12 protein-coding genes and 1 pseudogene are annotated in these 12,869 nt (G+C 72.4%); all 13 read right to left on the reverse strand.

Going from position 1 to position 12,869, the window contains the following annotated elements; all coding sequences use genetic code 11:
* Nucleotides 1–94 precede the first annotated feature (94 nt).
* Complete coding sequence (locus JAP66_RS30550) at nucleotides 95–949, reverse strand: FAD binding domain-containing protein (RefSeq protein WP_199435346.1); 855 nt, start codon at nucleotides 947–949, stop codon at nucleotides 95–97.
* A complete protein-coding gene (locus JAP66_RS30555) occupies nucleotides 946–3,387 on the reverse strand; it encodes a xanthine dehydrogenase family protein molybdopterin-binding subunit (protein ID WP_199435347.1) in 2,442 nt (813 codons plus the stop codon). The genes JAP66_RS30550 and JAP66_RS30555 overlap by 4 nt, the downstream gene beginning before the upstream one ends.
* Nucleotides 3,387–3,938 carry a (2Fe-2S)-binding protein gene (locus JAP66_RS30560; protein WP_199435348.1) on the reverse strand — a complete coding sequence of 184 codons (552 nt, stop codon included), beginning with the start codon at nucleotides 3,936–3,938 and terminating at the stop codon, nucleotides 3,387–3,389. The genes JAP66_RS30555 and JAP66_RS30560 overlap by 1 nt, the downstream gene beginning before the upstream one ends.
* 241 nt (nucleotides 3,939–4,179) lie before the next feature.
* Entirely contained in the window at nucleotides 4,180–5,304 is a 1,125-nt protein-coding gene (locus JAP66_RS30565; RefSeq protein WP_199435349.1) for an XdhC family protein, read from the reverse strand.
* Complete coding sequence (locus tag JAP66_RS30570; RefSeq protein WP_199435350.1) at nucleotides 5,297–6,418, reverse strand: vWA domain-containing protein; 1,122 nt, start codon at nucleotides 6,416–6,418, stop codon at nucleotides 5,297–5,299. Before JAP66_RS30570 ends, JAP66_RS30565 begins: the two co-directional genes overlap by 8 nt.
* Before the next feature lie 75 nt (nucleotides 6,419–6,493).
* Nucleotides 6,494–7,390, reverse strand: a complete 897-nt coding sequence (locus JAP66_RS30575; protein WP_199435351.1) for an AAA family ATPase — start codon at nucleotides 7,388–7,390, stop codon at nucleotides 6,494–6,496.
* A 210-nt stretch (nucleotides 7,391–7,600) separates the two neighbouring features.
* Nucleotides 7,601–8,167: pseudogene (locus JAP66_RS30580) on the reverse strand (nucleotidyltransferase family protein); the annotation flags it as partial.
* Nucleotides 8,164–8,964, reverse strand: coding sequence for an IclR family transcriptional regulator domain-containing protein (locus tag JAP66_RS30585; protein ID WP_199435353.1), 801 nt, complete (start codon nucleotides 8,962–8,964; stop codon nucleotides 8,164–8,166). The gene JAP66_RS30585 and the pseudogene JAP66_RS30580, both read right to left, overlap by 4 nt.
* A 9-nt stretch (nucleotides 8,965–8,973) precedes the next feature.
* A complete protein-coding gene (gene pcaC, locus JAP66_RS30590) occupies nucleotides 8,974–9,360 on the reverse strand; it encodes a 4-carboxymuconolactone decarboxylase (protein ID WP_199435354.1) in 387 nt (128 codons plus the stop codon).
* Nucleotides 9,357–10,127: a 3-oxoadipate enol-lactonase gene (gene pcaD / locus JAP66_RS30595; protein WP_199435355.1), complete on the reverse strand. Its 771-nt coding sequence runs from the start codon at nucleotides 10,125–10,127 to the stop codon at nucleotides 9,357–9,359. Before pcaD ends, pcaC begins: the two co-directional genes overlap by 4 nt.
* A complete protein-coding gene (gene pcaB / locus JAP66_RS30600) occupies nucleotides 10,124–11,461 on the reverse strand; it encodes a 3-carboxy-cis,cis-muconate cycloisomerase (RefSeq protein WP_199435356.1) in 1,338 nt (445 codons plus the stop codon). Before pcaB ends, pcaD begins: the two co-directional genes overlap by 4 nt.
* A complete protein-coding gene (gene pcaG, locus JAP66_RS30605; RefSeq protein ID WP_199435357.1) occupies nucleotides 11,454–11,984 on the reverse strand; it encodes a protocatechuate 3,4-dioxygenase subunit alpha in 531 nt (176 codons plus the stop codon). The genes pcaB and pcaG overlap by 8 nt, the downstream gene beginning before the upstream one ends.
* Before the next feature lie 109 nt (nucleotides 11,985–12,093).
* Nucleotides 12,094–12,858, reverse strand: coding sequence for a protocatechuate 3,4-dioxygenase subunit beta (pcaH, locus tag JAP66_RS30610; protein ID WP_199435358.1), 765 nt, complete (start codon nucleotides 12,856–12,858; stop codon nucleotides 12,094–12,096).
* Between the last annotated feature and the right edge of the window lie 11 nt (nucleotides 12,859–12,869).

A 12,869-nucleotide genomic window follows, 5' to 3' on the forward strand; every position in this document is an offset into this window, starting at 1 on the left:
GCCGACCTCCTCTCTGTCATCCTCGTGGCCTTGCTGGCAGTGAAGGCCACCTTACCGGCGCCGGGCGCGGTCAGGTGGCCTTCACCGTCCGGGGTCAGCCTGCCATCGCCGCGGAGATCGCGCGGCCGGTGAGCACCCGCGCCAGCTGCTGGCGGTACTCGACGTCGGCGTTGCCGTCGACGGTCGGGTTCGTGCCCTCGGCCGCGTGCTCGGCGGCCGCGCGGATCGTCTCCGGCGTGGCCGCCTGGCCGACCAGCGCCTGCTCCACACCGCGGGCCCGCACCGGCACCGAGGCCATGTTGGTGAGTCCCACCCTGGCCTCGGCGATGGTGCCGCCCTCGGTGCGGACCGTCGCCGCGACGGCCACCATCGACCAGGCCTGCGCGACCCGGTTGAACTTCTCGTAGTGCGCGTGCCAGCCGGTGTGCTTGGGCACCCTGACCTCGACGAGGATCTCCTCCGGCGACATCGCCGTCGTGAAGAAGTCGTCGAAGAAGTCCGCCGCCGGCACGGTGCGCCTGCCGGCGGGCCCGGCGACGAGCATCTCGGCGTCCAGCGCCAGCGCGGGCGCGAGCAGGTCACCGGCCGGGTCGGCGTGCGCGATCGACCCGCCGAACGTGCCCCGGTGCCGCACCTGCGGGTCGGCCACCGTGTCGGTCGCCCTGGCCAGCAGCGCCGCGTGCTCGCCGATCAGCGGGTCCCTCTGCACGTCGTAGTGCGTGGTCATGGACCCGATCACCAGCGCGTCGCCGTCCTCGCGGACGCCGCGGAGCTCGGCGATCCTGCCGAGGTCGACCAGCGTGGTCGGCGCGGCGAGGCGCATGCGCAGCACGGGCAGCAGGCTCTGCCCGCCCGCGATGACCTTCGCGTCCTCGCCCGCGTCGACGAGCGCCCGCACCGCCTCGTCCACAGTGGACGGGGCAACATAGTCGAACGGAGCGGGAATCACCGGGCACCTCCCTGAGCGGAGTCGATGGATCCGAGCCCGCCACCGGCCTCGGCCCCTGGGCCACCGGCCGCGGAGGCGCCGGTGCGGATCGCCTGCCACACCCGCATGGGTGTCAGCGGCATCTCGATGTCGTTGACGCCGAAGTGCCGCACCGCGTCGATCACGGCGTTCACCACCGCCGGTGTCGAGGCGATCGTGCCGGCCTCGCCGACGCCCTTGACGCCGAGCGGGTTGGTCGTCGACGGCGTCTCCGTGCGGTCGGTCGTGAACGACGGCAGGTCGGCCGCCGACGGCAGCAGGTAGTCGGCGAACGTGCCGCTGGTGAGGGTGCCGCTCTCGTCGTGCACCGCCTCCTCGAACAGCGCCTGCGCGATGCCCTGTGCCAGCCCGCCGTGGATCTGACCTTCCACGATCAGCGGGTTGACCACCGAGCCCACGTCGTCCACGCACACGTAGGAGCGCAGGGCCACCCGGCCGGTCTCGGTGTCGACCTCCGCGGCACACAGGTGCGTGCCGTGCGGGAACGAGAAGTTCTCCGGGTCGAACACCGCCTCGGCGTCCAGTGACGGTTCCATGCCCTCGGGCAGGTCGTGCGCCATGAACGCGGCGAACGCGACGTCCTGGATCGTGGTCGACTTGTCGGTGCCCCGCACGGTGAACTTGCCGCCCGCGAACTCGAGATCGTCCTCGGAGCACTCCATCATGTGCGCGGCGAGCGGTTTCGCCTTCGCGACGACCTTCTCGGCGGCCTTCACCACGGCGATGCCGCCGACGGCCAGCGAGCGCGAACCGTAGGTGTCCAGCCCCTTGTGCGAGGACTGGGTGTCGCCGTGCAGTACCTCGATGTCCTCGAACGGGATGCCCAGCTGGTCGGACACGATCTGGCTCCACGCCGTCTCGTGGCCCTGGCCGTGCGCGGAGGATCCGGTGATCACCTCGACCTTGCCGGTCGGCAGCATCCGGATCGCCGAGTGCTCCCAGCCGCCGGCGCCGTAGTCGAGCGAGCCGAGCACCCTGGACGGCGCCAGGCCGCACATCTCGGTGAACGTCGAGATGCCGATACCGAGCTGGACCGGGTCGCCCCGCTCCCGCCGCTCGCGCTGTTCCCGCCGCAGCCCGTCGTAGTCGAAGAGCTGCTTCGCCTTCTCGGTCGCCGCCTCGTAGTTACCCGAGTCGTAGGTGAGCGTGGAGACGGTCGTGTACGGGAACTCCTCGTGCTTGATCCAGTTCTTCTCCCGCAGCTCCAACGGTTCCATGCCGAGCTCGGCGGCGAGCTCGTCCATGATCCGCTCGATGCCGAAGGTCGCCTCCGGCCTGCCCGCGCCGCGGTAGGCGTCGGTGAGCGTGGTGTTGGTGAACACGTTGGTGCACGCGAAGTGGTACGCCGGGATCTTGTAGATGGCGTTGAACATGAAAGCGCCGAGGATCGGCACACCGGGCCCGACGAGGCCGAGGTAGGCGCCCATGTCGGCGAGCAGCTCGACCTTGAGCCCGGTGACCGTGCCGTCGCGCCTGGCGGCGATCGTCAGGTCCTGGATCTGGTCGCGGCCGTGGTGCGCGGCCACCATGCTCTCCGAGCGGGACTCCGTCCACTTCACCGGCTTGCCGAGCTTCTGCGCCACGAGCAGCGCCATGATCTCCTCCGGCAGCACGGCGATCTTGCCGCCGAAGCCGCCGCCGACGTCCGGCGCGATGACCCGGAGCTTGTGTTCCGGGATGCCCAGGGTCAGCGCCGCCATCGTCTTGAGGATGTGCGGCACCTGGGTGGCCGACCACATGGTCAGCTGCGCGGCGGTCGGGTCGACCACGCACGAGCGCGGCTCCATGAACGCCGGTACGAGGCGCTGTTGGCGGAAGCGGCGCTTGACCACGACCTCGGCCTCGGAGATGGCCTGCTCGACGTCGCCGCCGGAGCCCGCCTCGCCGGAGTCGAACACCCACAGCGCGTTGCGGTTGGTGCCGAGTTCCTCGTGCACCAGCGGGGCGTCCTCGGCGAGCGCGTTCTCCATGCCGAGCACCACGGGCAGCTCGTCGTACTCGACGTCGATCGATGCGAGCGCGTCCTCCGCCTCGGCCGCGCTGCGGGCCACGACAACGGCCACGCCCTCACCGGCGAAGTTGACCTGGCCCTGGGCGAGCACCGGCCGCCGCGGCGACTTCATGTCCGGCGAGATCGGCCACGCGCACGGCATGCCGAGCTGACCGCCGGGATCGAGGTCGTCCCCGGTCAGCACCGCGATGACACCGGGCATCTCCTTGGCCGCCGAGGTGTCGATGCTGACGATCTTCGCGTGCGCCTCGGTGCTGCGGAGAACGGCCAGGTGCACCATGCCCGGCAGGGACATGTTGTCGGTCCAGCGGGTGCGCCCGGTGATGAGCCGCGCGTCCTCCTTGCGGAGTCTCGCCCTGCCGACCTCCGGTTCTGCGGTCGAGGTCATCACTCCCCACCTCCGCCGACGCTCGACGCCGCCCGGCTGCCGGTGGCCTGGTCGACCCCGGCGACGCGCTCGGCTTCGGGCCCCGCGCCCGGCCGCATGTGGTGCGCGGCGTCCTGGACGGCGCGCACGATGTTCTGGTAGCCCGTGCAGCGGCAGAGGTTGCCCTCGATGCCCTCCCGCACGGCCTGTTCGTCGGGATCCGGATTGTCGGCGAGCAGGTCGATCGACTGCATGATCATGCCGGGTGTGCAGAACCCGCATTGCAGTGCGTGGTTGTCGTGGAACGCCTGTTGCACGGGATGGAGCGTTCCGTCCCGGGCGAGACCTTCGACGGTGGTGACCTCGCAGCCGTCGGCCTGCACGGCGAGCACCGAACAGGACTTGACGCTGTGCCCGTCGAGGTGCACGGTGCACGCTCCACAGTTGCTGGTGTCGCAGCCGACCACCGTGCCGACCTTGCCGAGCCGTTCCCGGAGGTGGTGCACGAGAAGCGTGCGCGGCTCGACATCATCGGTGTAGCTGGTGCCGTCGACAGTGACGGTGATGCGCATGGGGCCTCCTGTGGTGGCACGGCCCGCTGCACCAGCGGGCCGAGGGGAACGGCCTAAGCCGACCACCGCTCGCGGTGATCGGCCTCACAGGAAGCCTGCTACTTCTGCCTTGCCGGGACAACCCCCCGACTGGAGAGGTGCCCGGCGATGATCAGTGTTCGCGGAGAAAAATCGCTGATAACTCCGCATCCGCGGAGCGATGTCGCTCGATCGATACCGCGCTTTCAGGATGGCGGGAAATTCAACGATCCTGCTCGCCGTGGATGCGCCCGTCGAGGTCGGCGAGCCGGCGGCCGCCGCCGCCCCACCTCAGCGCGATGATCTCCGCGGCGATCGACACCGCGGTCTCCTCGGGCGTGCGCGCACCGAGATCGAGCCCGATCGGCGAGGCGAGGCGCTTGAGTTCGGCGTCGGTCATGCCCGCCTCGCGCAGCCGCGTCATGCGGTCGTCGTGCGTGCGGCGGGAGCCCATCGCGCCGATGTAGCCGACGTCGAGCCGCAGGGCGACCTCCAGCAGTGGCACGTCGAACTTCGGGTCGTGCGTGAGCACGGTGACCACAGTGCGCCCGTCGATCCGGCCCGCGTCGGCCTCGGCCCGGAGGTAGCGGTGCGGCCAGTCGACCACCACCTGGTGCGCCTCCGGGAACCGGCTCCTGGTGGCGAACACCGGCCGGGCGTCGCACACGGTGACCTCGTAGCCGAGGTAGGCGCCCATCCTCGCCATCGCGGCGGCGAAGTCGATTGCGCCGAACACCAGCATCCTCGGCGGCGGCTCGAAGGAGTTGACGAACACCGCCATGCCCTCGCCGCGCCGCTGGCCGTCCGGCCCGTAGTGCAGCGTCCCCGACCGGCCACCGGCGAGCAGGCCACGGGCGTCGTCGGTCACGGCATCGTCGATCCGCTCCGAGCCGAGACTGCCGGACACCCGGTCGGGCCAGACGATCATCCGCCTGCCCAGCAGCCCCGGTTCGGTGTGCTCGATGTTCGTCACCACGGCCACCGGACGTCCATTGTGGACCGCGTCGACGACCTCGGGCAGCTCGGGCATCGACTCGCGGTCGATGTGCTCGACGAAGATGTCGATGATCCCGCCACACGTCAGGCCCACGGCGAACGCGTCGTCGTCACTGACGCCGTAGCGCTGCAGCGCCGGTGTCCGGTCGGCGACGACCTGTTGCGCGAGCTCGTACACGGCGCCCTCGACGCAGCCGCCGGACACGCTGCCCACCACGGCGCCGTCGCCGCCGACCAGCATCGCCGCCCCCGGTGCCCGCGGCGCCGACGAGAACGTCGCCACCACGGTGCCCACACCCACGGTCTCCCCCGCCGACCAGCGGCGGTACAGCTCGTCCAGCACGTCACGCATCACGGATCTCCACGAGCAGTCGTTCCAAAGTGGCCAGGCTGTGCCCGGCCAGCAACCGATCCAGGTGCGGGAGCGCGGCGGCGATTCCGGACTGCACCGGAGCGTAACCGTCGCGGCCCGCGTGCGGGTTGACCCAGAGCACCGCGTGCGCGAGCCGGCGCAGCCGCGCCAGCTGCTCGCCGAGCAGGCTCGCGTCGCCGCGCTCCCAGCCGTCGGAGAAGAGCACGACGACCGACCGCCGCGCCAGCCCGCGCTGGCCCCACCGGTCGAGGAACACACGCAGCGTCTCACCGAGGCGGGTGCCGCCCGCGAAGTCGGCGACGGCATGCCCGGCCGCGAGCATCGCCCGCTCCGGATCGCGCTGGCGCAGCTGGCGGGAGACCCGGGTGAGCCTGGTGCCGAGCGTGAACACCTCGACGGAAGCGGGCGCGCTGCGGGTCACCACGTGGGCGAAGCGCAGCAGCGAGTCGGCGTAGGGGTTCATCGAGCCGGAGACGTCGATGAGCAGCACCACACGCCGGGGCCGTGGCCCGTGCCGGGCATAGGCGAGCCGCCCGGTCTCGCCGCCGTCCGCGAGCATCGCGCGCAGCGTCCGGGCGGGGTCGAGCCGGCCACGGCGCGCGGGCCGGTAACGCAGCGACGACCGCCTCGGCAGCACCGGGCGCAGCTTCTCGAACAGCTCCCGCAGGTGCCTGCGCTCGGCGGGGCTCAGCTCGCCGAGGTCGCGGTCGCGGAGCACCTCGGCCTCGCTCGCGGCGACGCTGAGCTGGTCACCGGAGCGCTCCGAGTCCTCGCCCCCGCCCTGCTCCTGCGAGACGAGCGCGGCCATGCGGGCCTGCTGCGGCCGCTGCGCGGTGCGGCGGCCCCGGCGCGGCGGATCCGCGTCGAACCACGCCGCGAAGGCCTCGTCGTAGCGGGGCAGGTCGTCGGGGTCGCCGCACAGTGTCAGCCGGCCCGCCCAGTAGAGCTGCGCGGGATCACCGACGTCGAGGCGCTCGACCGCGGACAGGTAAGCCTGCACCCGGTGGGCGTCGCACGGCAGCCCGGCCTCGCGCAGCGCCGCCGCGAAGCCGACGAGGCCGGCCAACGGATCGGTGGAGGCGGGCGCGCTCATACCTGCATTGTGCCCCCACCCGGCGCCTCGTGAGTGCGCACACGAGTTAGAACTCGCGTGGCCACTCACGAGGCGTCAGGCGAGGAGGGTGTCCAGCCGGGCACGGACCCGGTCGAGATCCTCGCTGTACTTGAGCACCGCGCCGAGGGTGACCGCCGCCGCGCCGGCATCCAGCTCGTCGCGGTCCAGCGCCACCAGCGCCTGCGCCCAGTCCAGCGACTCGGCCACCCCGGGCGGTTTGAGCAGCTCCATCGCGCGCAGGCGGTGCACCGCCCCGGCGATCTGACCGGCCAGTCGCTGCCCGATGCCCGGGAGCCTGCCGCGCAGGATGGCCACCTCGCGCTCGATGCCCGGGTGCTCCAGCCAGTGGTAGAGGCACCGCCGCTTCAGGGCGTCGTGCACCTCGCGGGTGCGGTTCGAGGTGAGCACCACCAGCGGCGCGACCGCGGCGCGCACCTCGCCGTACTCGGGGATGGTGACTGTGTTCTCGTCCAGCAGTTGCAGCAGGAACGCCTCGAACTCGTCGTCGGCACGGTCGATCTCGTCGATGAGCAGCACGCACGGCGCCGTGGTCAGCGCGCGCAGCAACGGCCGCGCCAGCAGGAACCGTTCCGTGTAGAGCGACTGCTCGGCCGTGTCCACGTCGAGATGCCCGCCCTCGGCGGCCTCCAGCGCGCGCAGGTGCAGCAGCTGCCGGGGAAAGTCCCACTCGTACAGCGCCTGCGCGGCGTCGATCCCCTCGTGACACTGCAACCGGATCAGCGGCTGGCCGAGCGACTCGGCGAGCGCCATGGCGAGCGAGGTCTTGCCGGTGCCCGGTTCACCCTCGCAGAACAGCGGTTTGCGCATCCGCAGTGCCAGGAACGCGGCGGTCGCCACACCGGCGTCGGCGAGGTAACCGGCGCCTTCGAGCGCCTTGGCCAGGTCCTCCGGTGAGCTGACGGATGCGGTGCTGTCACTGTCGGCTGTCACAGCTACCGAGCCTAGGCGACGTCCCCGGCTCGTGAGCGCGCACGCGAGTTAGAACTCGTGTGCGCACTCACGACCGGGTGAGGTCGGCCGGGGTGTCCACATCGGCGCCGCCGCCGAGGTCGCCGCACTCCACCAGACGCAGGCCGGCGCGGCCGGCGAGCCAGTCCCGCGCGCCGCGGTCACCCCGCGCGCCGGCGGCGATCTCGNCCGGGTGAGGTCGGCCGGGGTGTCCACATCGGCGCCGCCGCCGAGGTCGCCGCACTCCACCAGACGCAGGCCGGCGCGGCCGGCGAGCCAGTCCCGCGCGCCGCGGTCACCCCGCGCGCCGGCGGCGATCTCGCTCCACCAGCGGCGGCCGAACAGCACCGGATGCCCGGGCGCACCCGCATAGGCGGCGCGGGCGACCGCCTCCGGACCGGCGAACGAACGCAGCCGCGCGATCACCTCCGGCCCCGTTCCCGGCAGATCGACCAGATGCACCAGCGCCGCGTCCGGCACCGGATCCAGGTCCGGCAGCGCGGCGAGCCCCGCGCGCAGCGAGGCTCCCATGCCCTCGGCCCAGTCCTGTGCGTACACGGTCGTCGCGAGGTCCGGCAGGAGCTCGCGGGCCTCGTCCGCCCGTGCCCCGAGCACCACCACGACGGGGTCGCAGCCGCCCTCGGCCAGTACCCGCACCGCGCGCGTCACCAGCGCCTCGCCGTCCAGCTCGACCAGCGCCTTCGGCCTGCCGAAGCGCCGCCCCGCCCCGGCCGCCAGCAGCAGCCCGGCCGTGCTCACCTGTGCTCGGCCCGCGTGGGTGCGGTCATCGCCAGATCCGCCTCGATCCGCCTGGCCGCGGCCAGCAGCGGCGGGAGCAGTTCGGCGCGCACCGAATCCGGCGTGGTCCGGCTGGCGTGCGTCGAGAGGTTGACCGCGGCGACCACCGCGCCGTGCCGGTCGTGGATCGGCGCGGCCACCGACCGCAGGCCCTCCTCCAGCTCCTGGTCGACCAGCGCCCAGCCCTGCTCGCGCACCTTCACCAGCTCCGAGCGCAGCGCGGCGGGCGAGGTGATGGTGTGCGAGGTGAACCGGTTGAACCGCACCTGCTCGACGTACCCGGCCAGCGCGTCGGCGTCCAGCCCGGCGAGCAGGACGTGCCCCATCGAGGTGGCGTAGGCGGGAAACCGCGTACCGACGTCGATACTCACCGCCATGATCCGCGAGACGGCGACCCTCGCCACGTACACGATGTCGGTGCCCTCCAGCACCGACACCGAGCTGGACTCGCGCACCTCGGCGGAGAGCCGTTCCAGGTGCGGCTGCGCCACCTCCGGCAGGGAAAGGCTGGACAGGAACGCGTAGCCGAGCTCGAGCACCCGCGCGGTGAGCGAGAAGTGCTTGCCGTCGGTGCGCACGTACCCCAGGTCGGCGAGGGTGAGCAGGAAGCGCCGGGCCGCCGCCCGGGTCAGCCCGGTGGCCTTGGCGACGTCGCTGAGGGTCAGCTCCGGCGTCCCGGCGCCGAACGCCTTGATGACGGCGAGGCCGCGTTCGAGCGACTGCACGTGGTGCGCGCCGCGCACGCTGCCTTCGTCCATGCCGCCAACCTATCCGGCGGGGATCTCGCCCATGTCGGCCAGCGTCCGCTGCGCGATCGCGAACGCCTCGTTGGCCGCGGGAACACCGGCGTACACCCCGGTGTGCAGCAGGACCTCCGCGATCTCGGCGGCGGTCAGCCCGTTGCCGACGGCCGCGCGCACGTGCATCGGTATCTCGCCGTGGCAGTGCAGCGCCGTGAGCGCCGCGAGCGTGATGCAGCTGCGGGTCCTGCGGTCGAGGCCGTCCCTGGTCCACACCGACCCCCACGCAGCATGCGTGATGTAGTCCTGGAACGGCGCGGTGAACTCGGTCGTCCCCGCCACGGCGCGGTCCACGTGCTCGTCGCCGAGCACCTCGCGGCGCACCCGCATGCCTTCCTCGTACCGCTCGCTCATGCCGCCGCCTTCAGATGCTCGACGATCAGTGCGCTGACCCGCTCCGGCTGCTCGACGTTGGCCAGGTGCGCCGCCCGCTCGACGACCTCCAGCCGCGCGCCGGGGATCGCGTCGGCGATGCGCCGCCCGTGCCCGGCAGGCGGCGCCGCCGGGTCCTCGGCGCCCGCGACCACCAGTGTCGGCGCGGTGACCTGCGGCAGCCCGCCGAGCACATCCATCGTCCCGATGGCCGCGCAGCACGCCGCGTAGCCCTCGGCAGGCGTCGCCGCCGTCATGTGGTGGTACTCCCGGGTCAGGTCCGGGTGCGCGGCGCGCCACTCCGGGGTGAACCAGCGGCCGATGCCGGCGTCGGCGATGCTGGTCATGCCCTCCGTGCGGGCCAGGTGCGCGCGCTCCTCCCACATCTCCGGCGTCCCCAGCTGCGGCGACGTGCAGCACAGCACCAGCCGGCCCAGCCGTGCGGGCTCGTTGACCCCGAGCCACATCCCGGTCATGCCACCGAGGGAGAGACCGACGAAGTGCGCCCGCTCCAGCCCGAGCGTGTCGAGCAGCTCCACCACGTCCCCGCCGAGGTCGGCCAGCGAGCAGGGCCGCTCCGGCACCGGCGTCCTGCCGTGCCCACGCTGGTCGTAGCGCACCACCCGGAACCCGGCCGAGGTCAGCGGCTCCACCTGCGGCTCCCACATGCTCAGGTTGCTGCCGATCGACCCGGACAGGATCACGGCGTCACCGTCGGCCGGCCCATCAACCACGTGGTTCACCCTCACAGCCTCTCCTTTCGCTCGCGATGCGCTGCCAGGGCGCGCTCGGCGAACACCCCGGCGCTGCCAAGGTAACCAGTGGGGTCGAGCAGCTTCTCGATGCGGTCGCGCGAGAGATGCGTACCCACCAGCGCGTCCGCGGCGAGCAGGTCGGCGAGCGGCGCCTCACCTTCGGCCGCCCTGCGGCTGCACGCGGTGACGGCGTCGTGGGCGGCGAGCCTGCCGATCTCCGGCGCCAGCTCGGTGGTGACCCGCTCGGCCAGCAGCACGCCCCCGCTGCGTTCGAGGTTGACCCGCATCCGGTCCGGGTCCACGCGGAGCCTGCCGAGGCTCTCGCGAAGCCAGTGCACCGCCGACCCGGTACCGCGCAACAGTTCCGCGAAAGGGCGCCACTCGGCATGCCAGCTCCCGGCGGCCCGCTGGTGCTCCTGCTCCATCGCCCCGAGCAGGCTCGCGACCAGCCCCGGGGCCTGCTTCGCACACGCCAGCGCCGAGACCGCGGCCACCGGGTTGCGCTTGTGCGGCATCGTCGACGAACCGCCGCTGCCTGGCGGGCCCTCCTCGTGCACCTCGGCCACATCGGTCTGCGCCAGCAGCACGATCGACCTGGCGATGCCGGACACGGCGCCCGCCGCACCGCCGAGCGCGCCGGCCAGTTCCGCGACCGGTGTGCGATCGGTGTGCCACGGCAGCACCGGTTCGGTGAGGCCGAGCCGGTGGCTCACCGCCGCGAGCACGGCGGGACCGTGCTCGCCGAGGGAGGCGAGGGTGCCCGCCGCACCGCCGAGCTGCACCGGCAACCGTACCGCCCGCAGCCGGTCGGCGGCGGCGTCCAGCGCCGTGAGCCAGCCGGCCACCGCGAAGCCGAACGTCACCGGCAGCGCGTGCTGCGACAGCGTCCGTCCGGCCTGGACGGTGCCCGCGTGGTTGGCGGCCAGCGCCGCCGCCAGGTCGGCGGCGGCCTCGAGGTCGGCCAGCAGCGGACCGAGCGAACGCCGCGCAACCAGCATCGCGGCCGTATCCAGCACGTCCTGGCTGGTGGCCCCGGAATGCACGTGCCGGGCCGCGTCCCCGCCGACCCGCTCGGTGAGCGCCCTGACCAGTGGCGCGGCCGGGTTGCCCGCGCCCGTCGCGGCCCGACCCAGTTCGGCGGCGTCGTAGAGCTCGGCCCGGCAGGCGGCGCCGATGGCGTCCGCGTGCTCCCGGGCGAGCAGCCCGACGTCGGCCTGCGCGGCGGCGAGGGCGCTCTCGAAGTCGAGCATCGCCCGCAGCCAGCCACGGTCGCCCGTCTCGTCGTGCACGGCGCCCGCGGCGAGGACCGGGTCGAACAGATCAGACATCGAAGAACACTGTCTCGCCCTCACCTTGCAAGCGCACGTCGAAACGGTAGCCGTCCTCGGTGCGGGTGGCGATCAGCGTGTCCCGCCGCTGTGCCGGTACCGACGTGAGCACCGGGTCGGCCGCGTTGGCCTCGGCGTGCTCAGGGAAGTAGATGCGGGTGACGACCCGGTGCAGCAGGCCGCGCGCGAACACCGACACGTCGATGTGCGGAGCCTCGCCCGGCAGCGCACCGGGCAGCACCGTGCGGATGCCGTACGCGCCTTCGTCATCGGTGGGGCAGCGCCCGAAGCCACGGAAGCCGGGCTGCGCGCCGCGCGGGTCGTCGGGGTGGTCGAAGCGGCCGTGCGGGTCGGCCTGCCAGGTCTCGATCAGCCCGTCCGGAACCGGCGCGCCAGCGCCGTCGTAGACCACACCGCGGATCCACACCGCGCCAGGCGTGTCCGCACCGGCCACCGTGGGACCGTCGTCCCACGGCAGCCCGAGCGAGAGGTAGGGACCGACCGTCTGCGAGGGGGTGCTCATTCGTCCTCCTCTGTGTTCTGCGGGACACCCTCCCCTACTGCGGCGGAAAAGCATGCCGCAGCGGGGGCCCACCCCGGTCGGACTCCATGAGCGAAAAGACGATTGTGGCTCATTCGTCCTCCTCCTCGTTCTCAAACGGCGTCGCCTCGCGCCCGCGCAGCACGATGTCGAACTCGAACGCCAGCGCCCACTCGGGCACGGTGCGGCTCATGTCGAACCGGGAGATCATGCGCTGCCTGGCCTTCTCGTCGGGCACCGAGTTGAAGATCGGGTCCTGGGAGAACAGCGGATCGTCCGGGAAGTACATCTGGGTGACCAGCCGCTGGGTGAAGGCGTGACCGAACACGGAGAAGTGGATGTGCGCGGGCCGCCAGGCGTTGTCGTGGTTCTTCCACGGGTAGGCGCCCGGCTTGATCGTGGTGAACTCGTAACGGCCCTCGTTGTCGGTGATCGTGCGGCCGACGCCGTCGAAGTTCGGGTCGACCGGGCACGGCCAGTTGTCCCAGACGTGCTTGTACCGCCCGCCCGCGTTGGCCTGCCATACCTCGACCAGCGAGTTCGGCACCGGCCGCCCGTCTCCGTCGAGCAGCCTGCCGTGCACCAGGATCCGCTGCCCCTGCGGCTCCTCGGGATGCTGCCTGGTCAGGTCGTTGTCCAGCTCACCGAGCCGGCCCGGCCCGAGCAGCGGCCCGGTGACCTCGGTCAGCTTGTGCGGCAGCAGCACCAGCGGCTGCTTCGGATGCCGCAGGCGCGTGGACTTGTAGCCGGGCGAGTCGAGCGGCGGGTGGGTACCTTCGGGATCCCGGCGATACGTCGGCAGGACGAGTCCCGACTCCGACGATGACGATGACGATGACGACACTGAGGTTGTCATATTCCTCCTTG

The sequence above is a fragment of the Qaidamihabitans albus genome (assembly GCF_016464705.1).
Classification (GTDB): domain Bacteria; phylum Actinomycetota; class Actinomycetes; order Mycobacteriales; family Pseudonocardiaceae; genus Qaidamihabitans; species Qaidamihabitans albus.

Coding starts and splice junctions, on each gene's coding strand:
- JAP66_RS30555 (WP_199435347.1), bottom strand. CDS start 3,387: ATGACCTCGACCGCAGAACCGGAGGTCGGCAGGGCGAGACTCCGCAAG.
- JAP66_RS30560 (WP_199435348.1), bottom strand. CDS start 3,938: ATGCGCATCACCGTCACTGTCGACGGCACCAGCTACACCGATGATGTC.
- JAP66_RS30565 (WP_199435349.1), bottom strand. CDS start 5,304: ATGCGTGACGTGCTGGACGAGCTGTACCGCCGCTGGTCGGCGGGGGAG.
- JAP66_RS30570 (WP_199435350.1), bottom strand. CDS start 6,418: ATGAGCGCGCCCGCCTCCACCGATCCGTTGGCCGGCCTCGTCGGCTTC.
- JAP66_RS30585 (WP_199435353.1), bottom strand. CDS start 8,964: ATGGACGAAGGCAGCGTGCGCGGCGCGCACCACGTGCAGTCGCTCGAA.
- pcaC (WP_199435354.1), bottom strand. CDS start 9,360: ATGAGCGAGCGGTACGAGGAAGGCATGCGGGTGCGCCGCGAGGTGCTC.
- pcaB (WP_199435356.1), bottom strand. CDS start 11,461: ATGTCTGATCTGTTCGACCCGGTCCTCGCCGCGGGCGCCGTGCACGAC.
- pcaG (WP_199435357.1), bottom strand. CDS start 11,984: ATGAGCACCCCCTCGCAGACGGTCGGTCCCTACCTCTCGCTCGGGCTG.
- pcaH (WP_199435358.1), bottom strand. CDS start 12,858: ATGACAACCTCAGTGTCGTCATCGTCATCGTCATCGTCGGAGTCGGGA.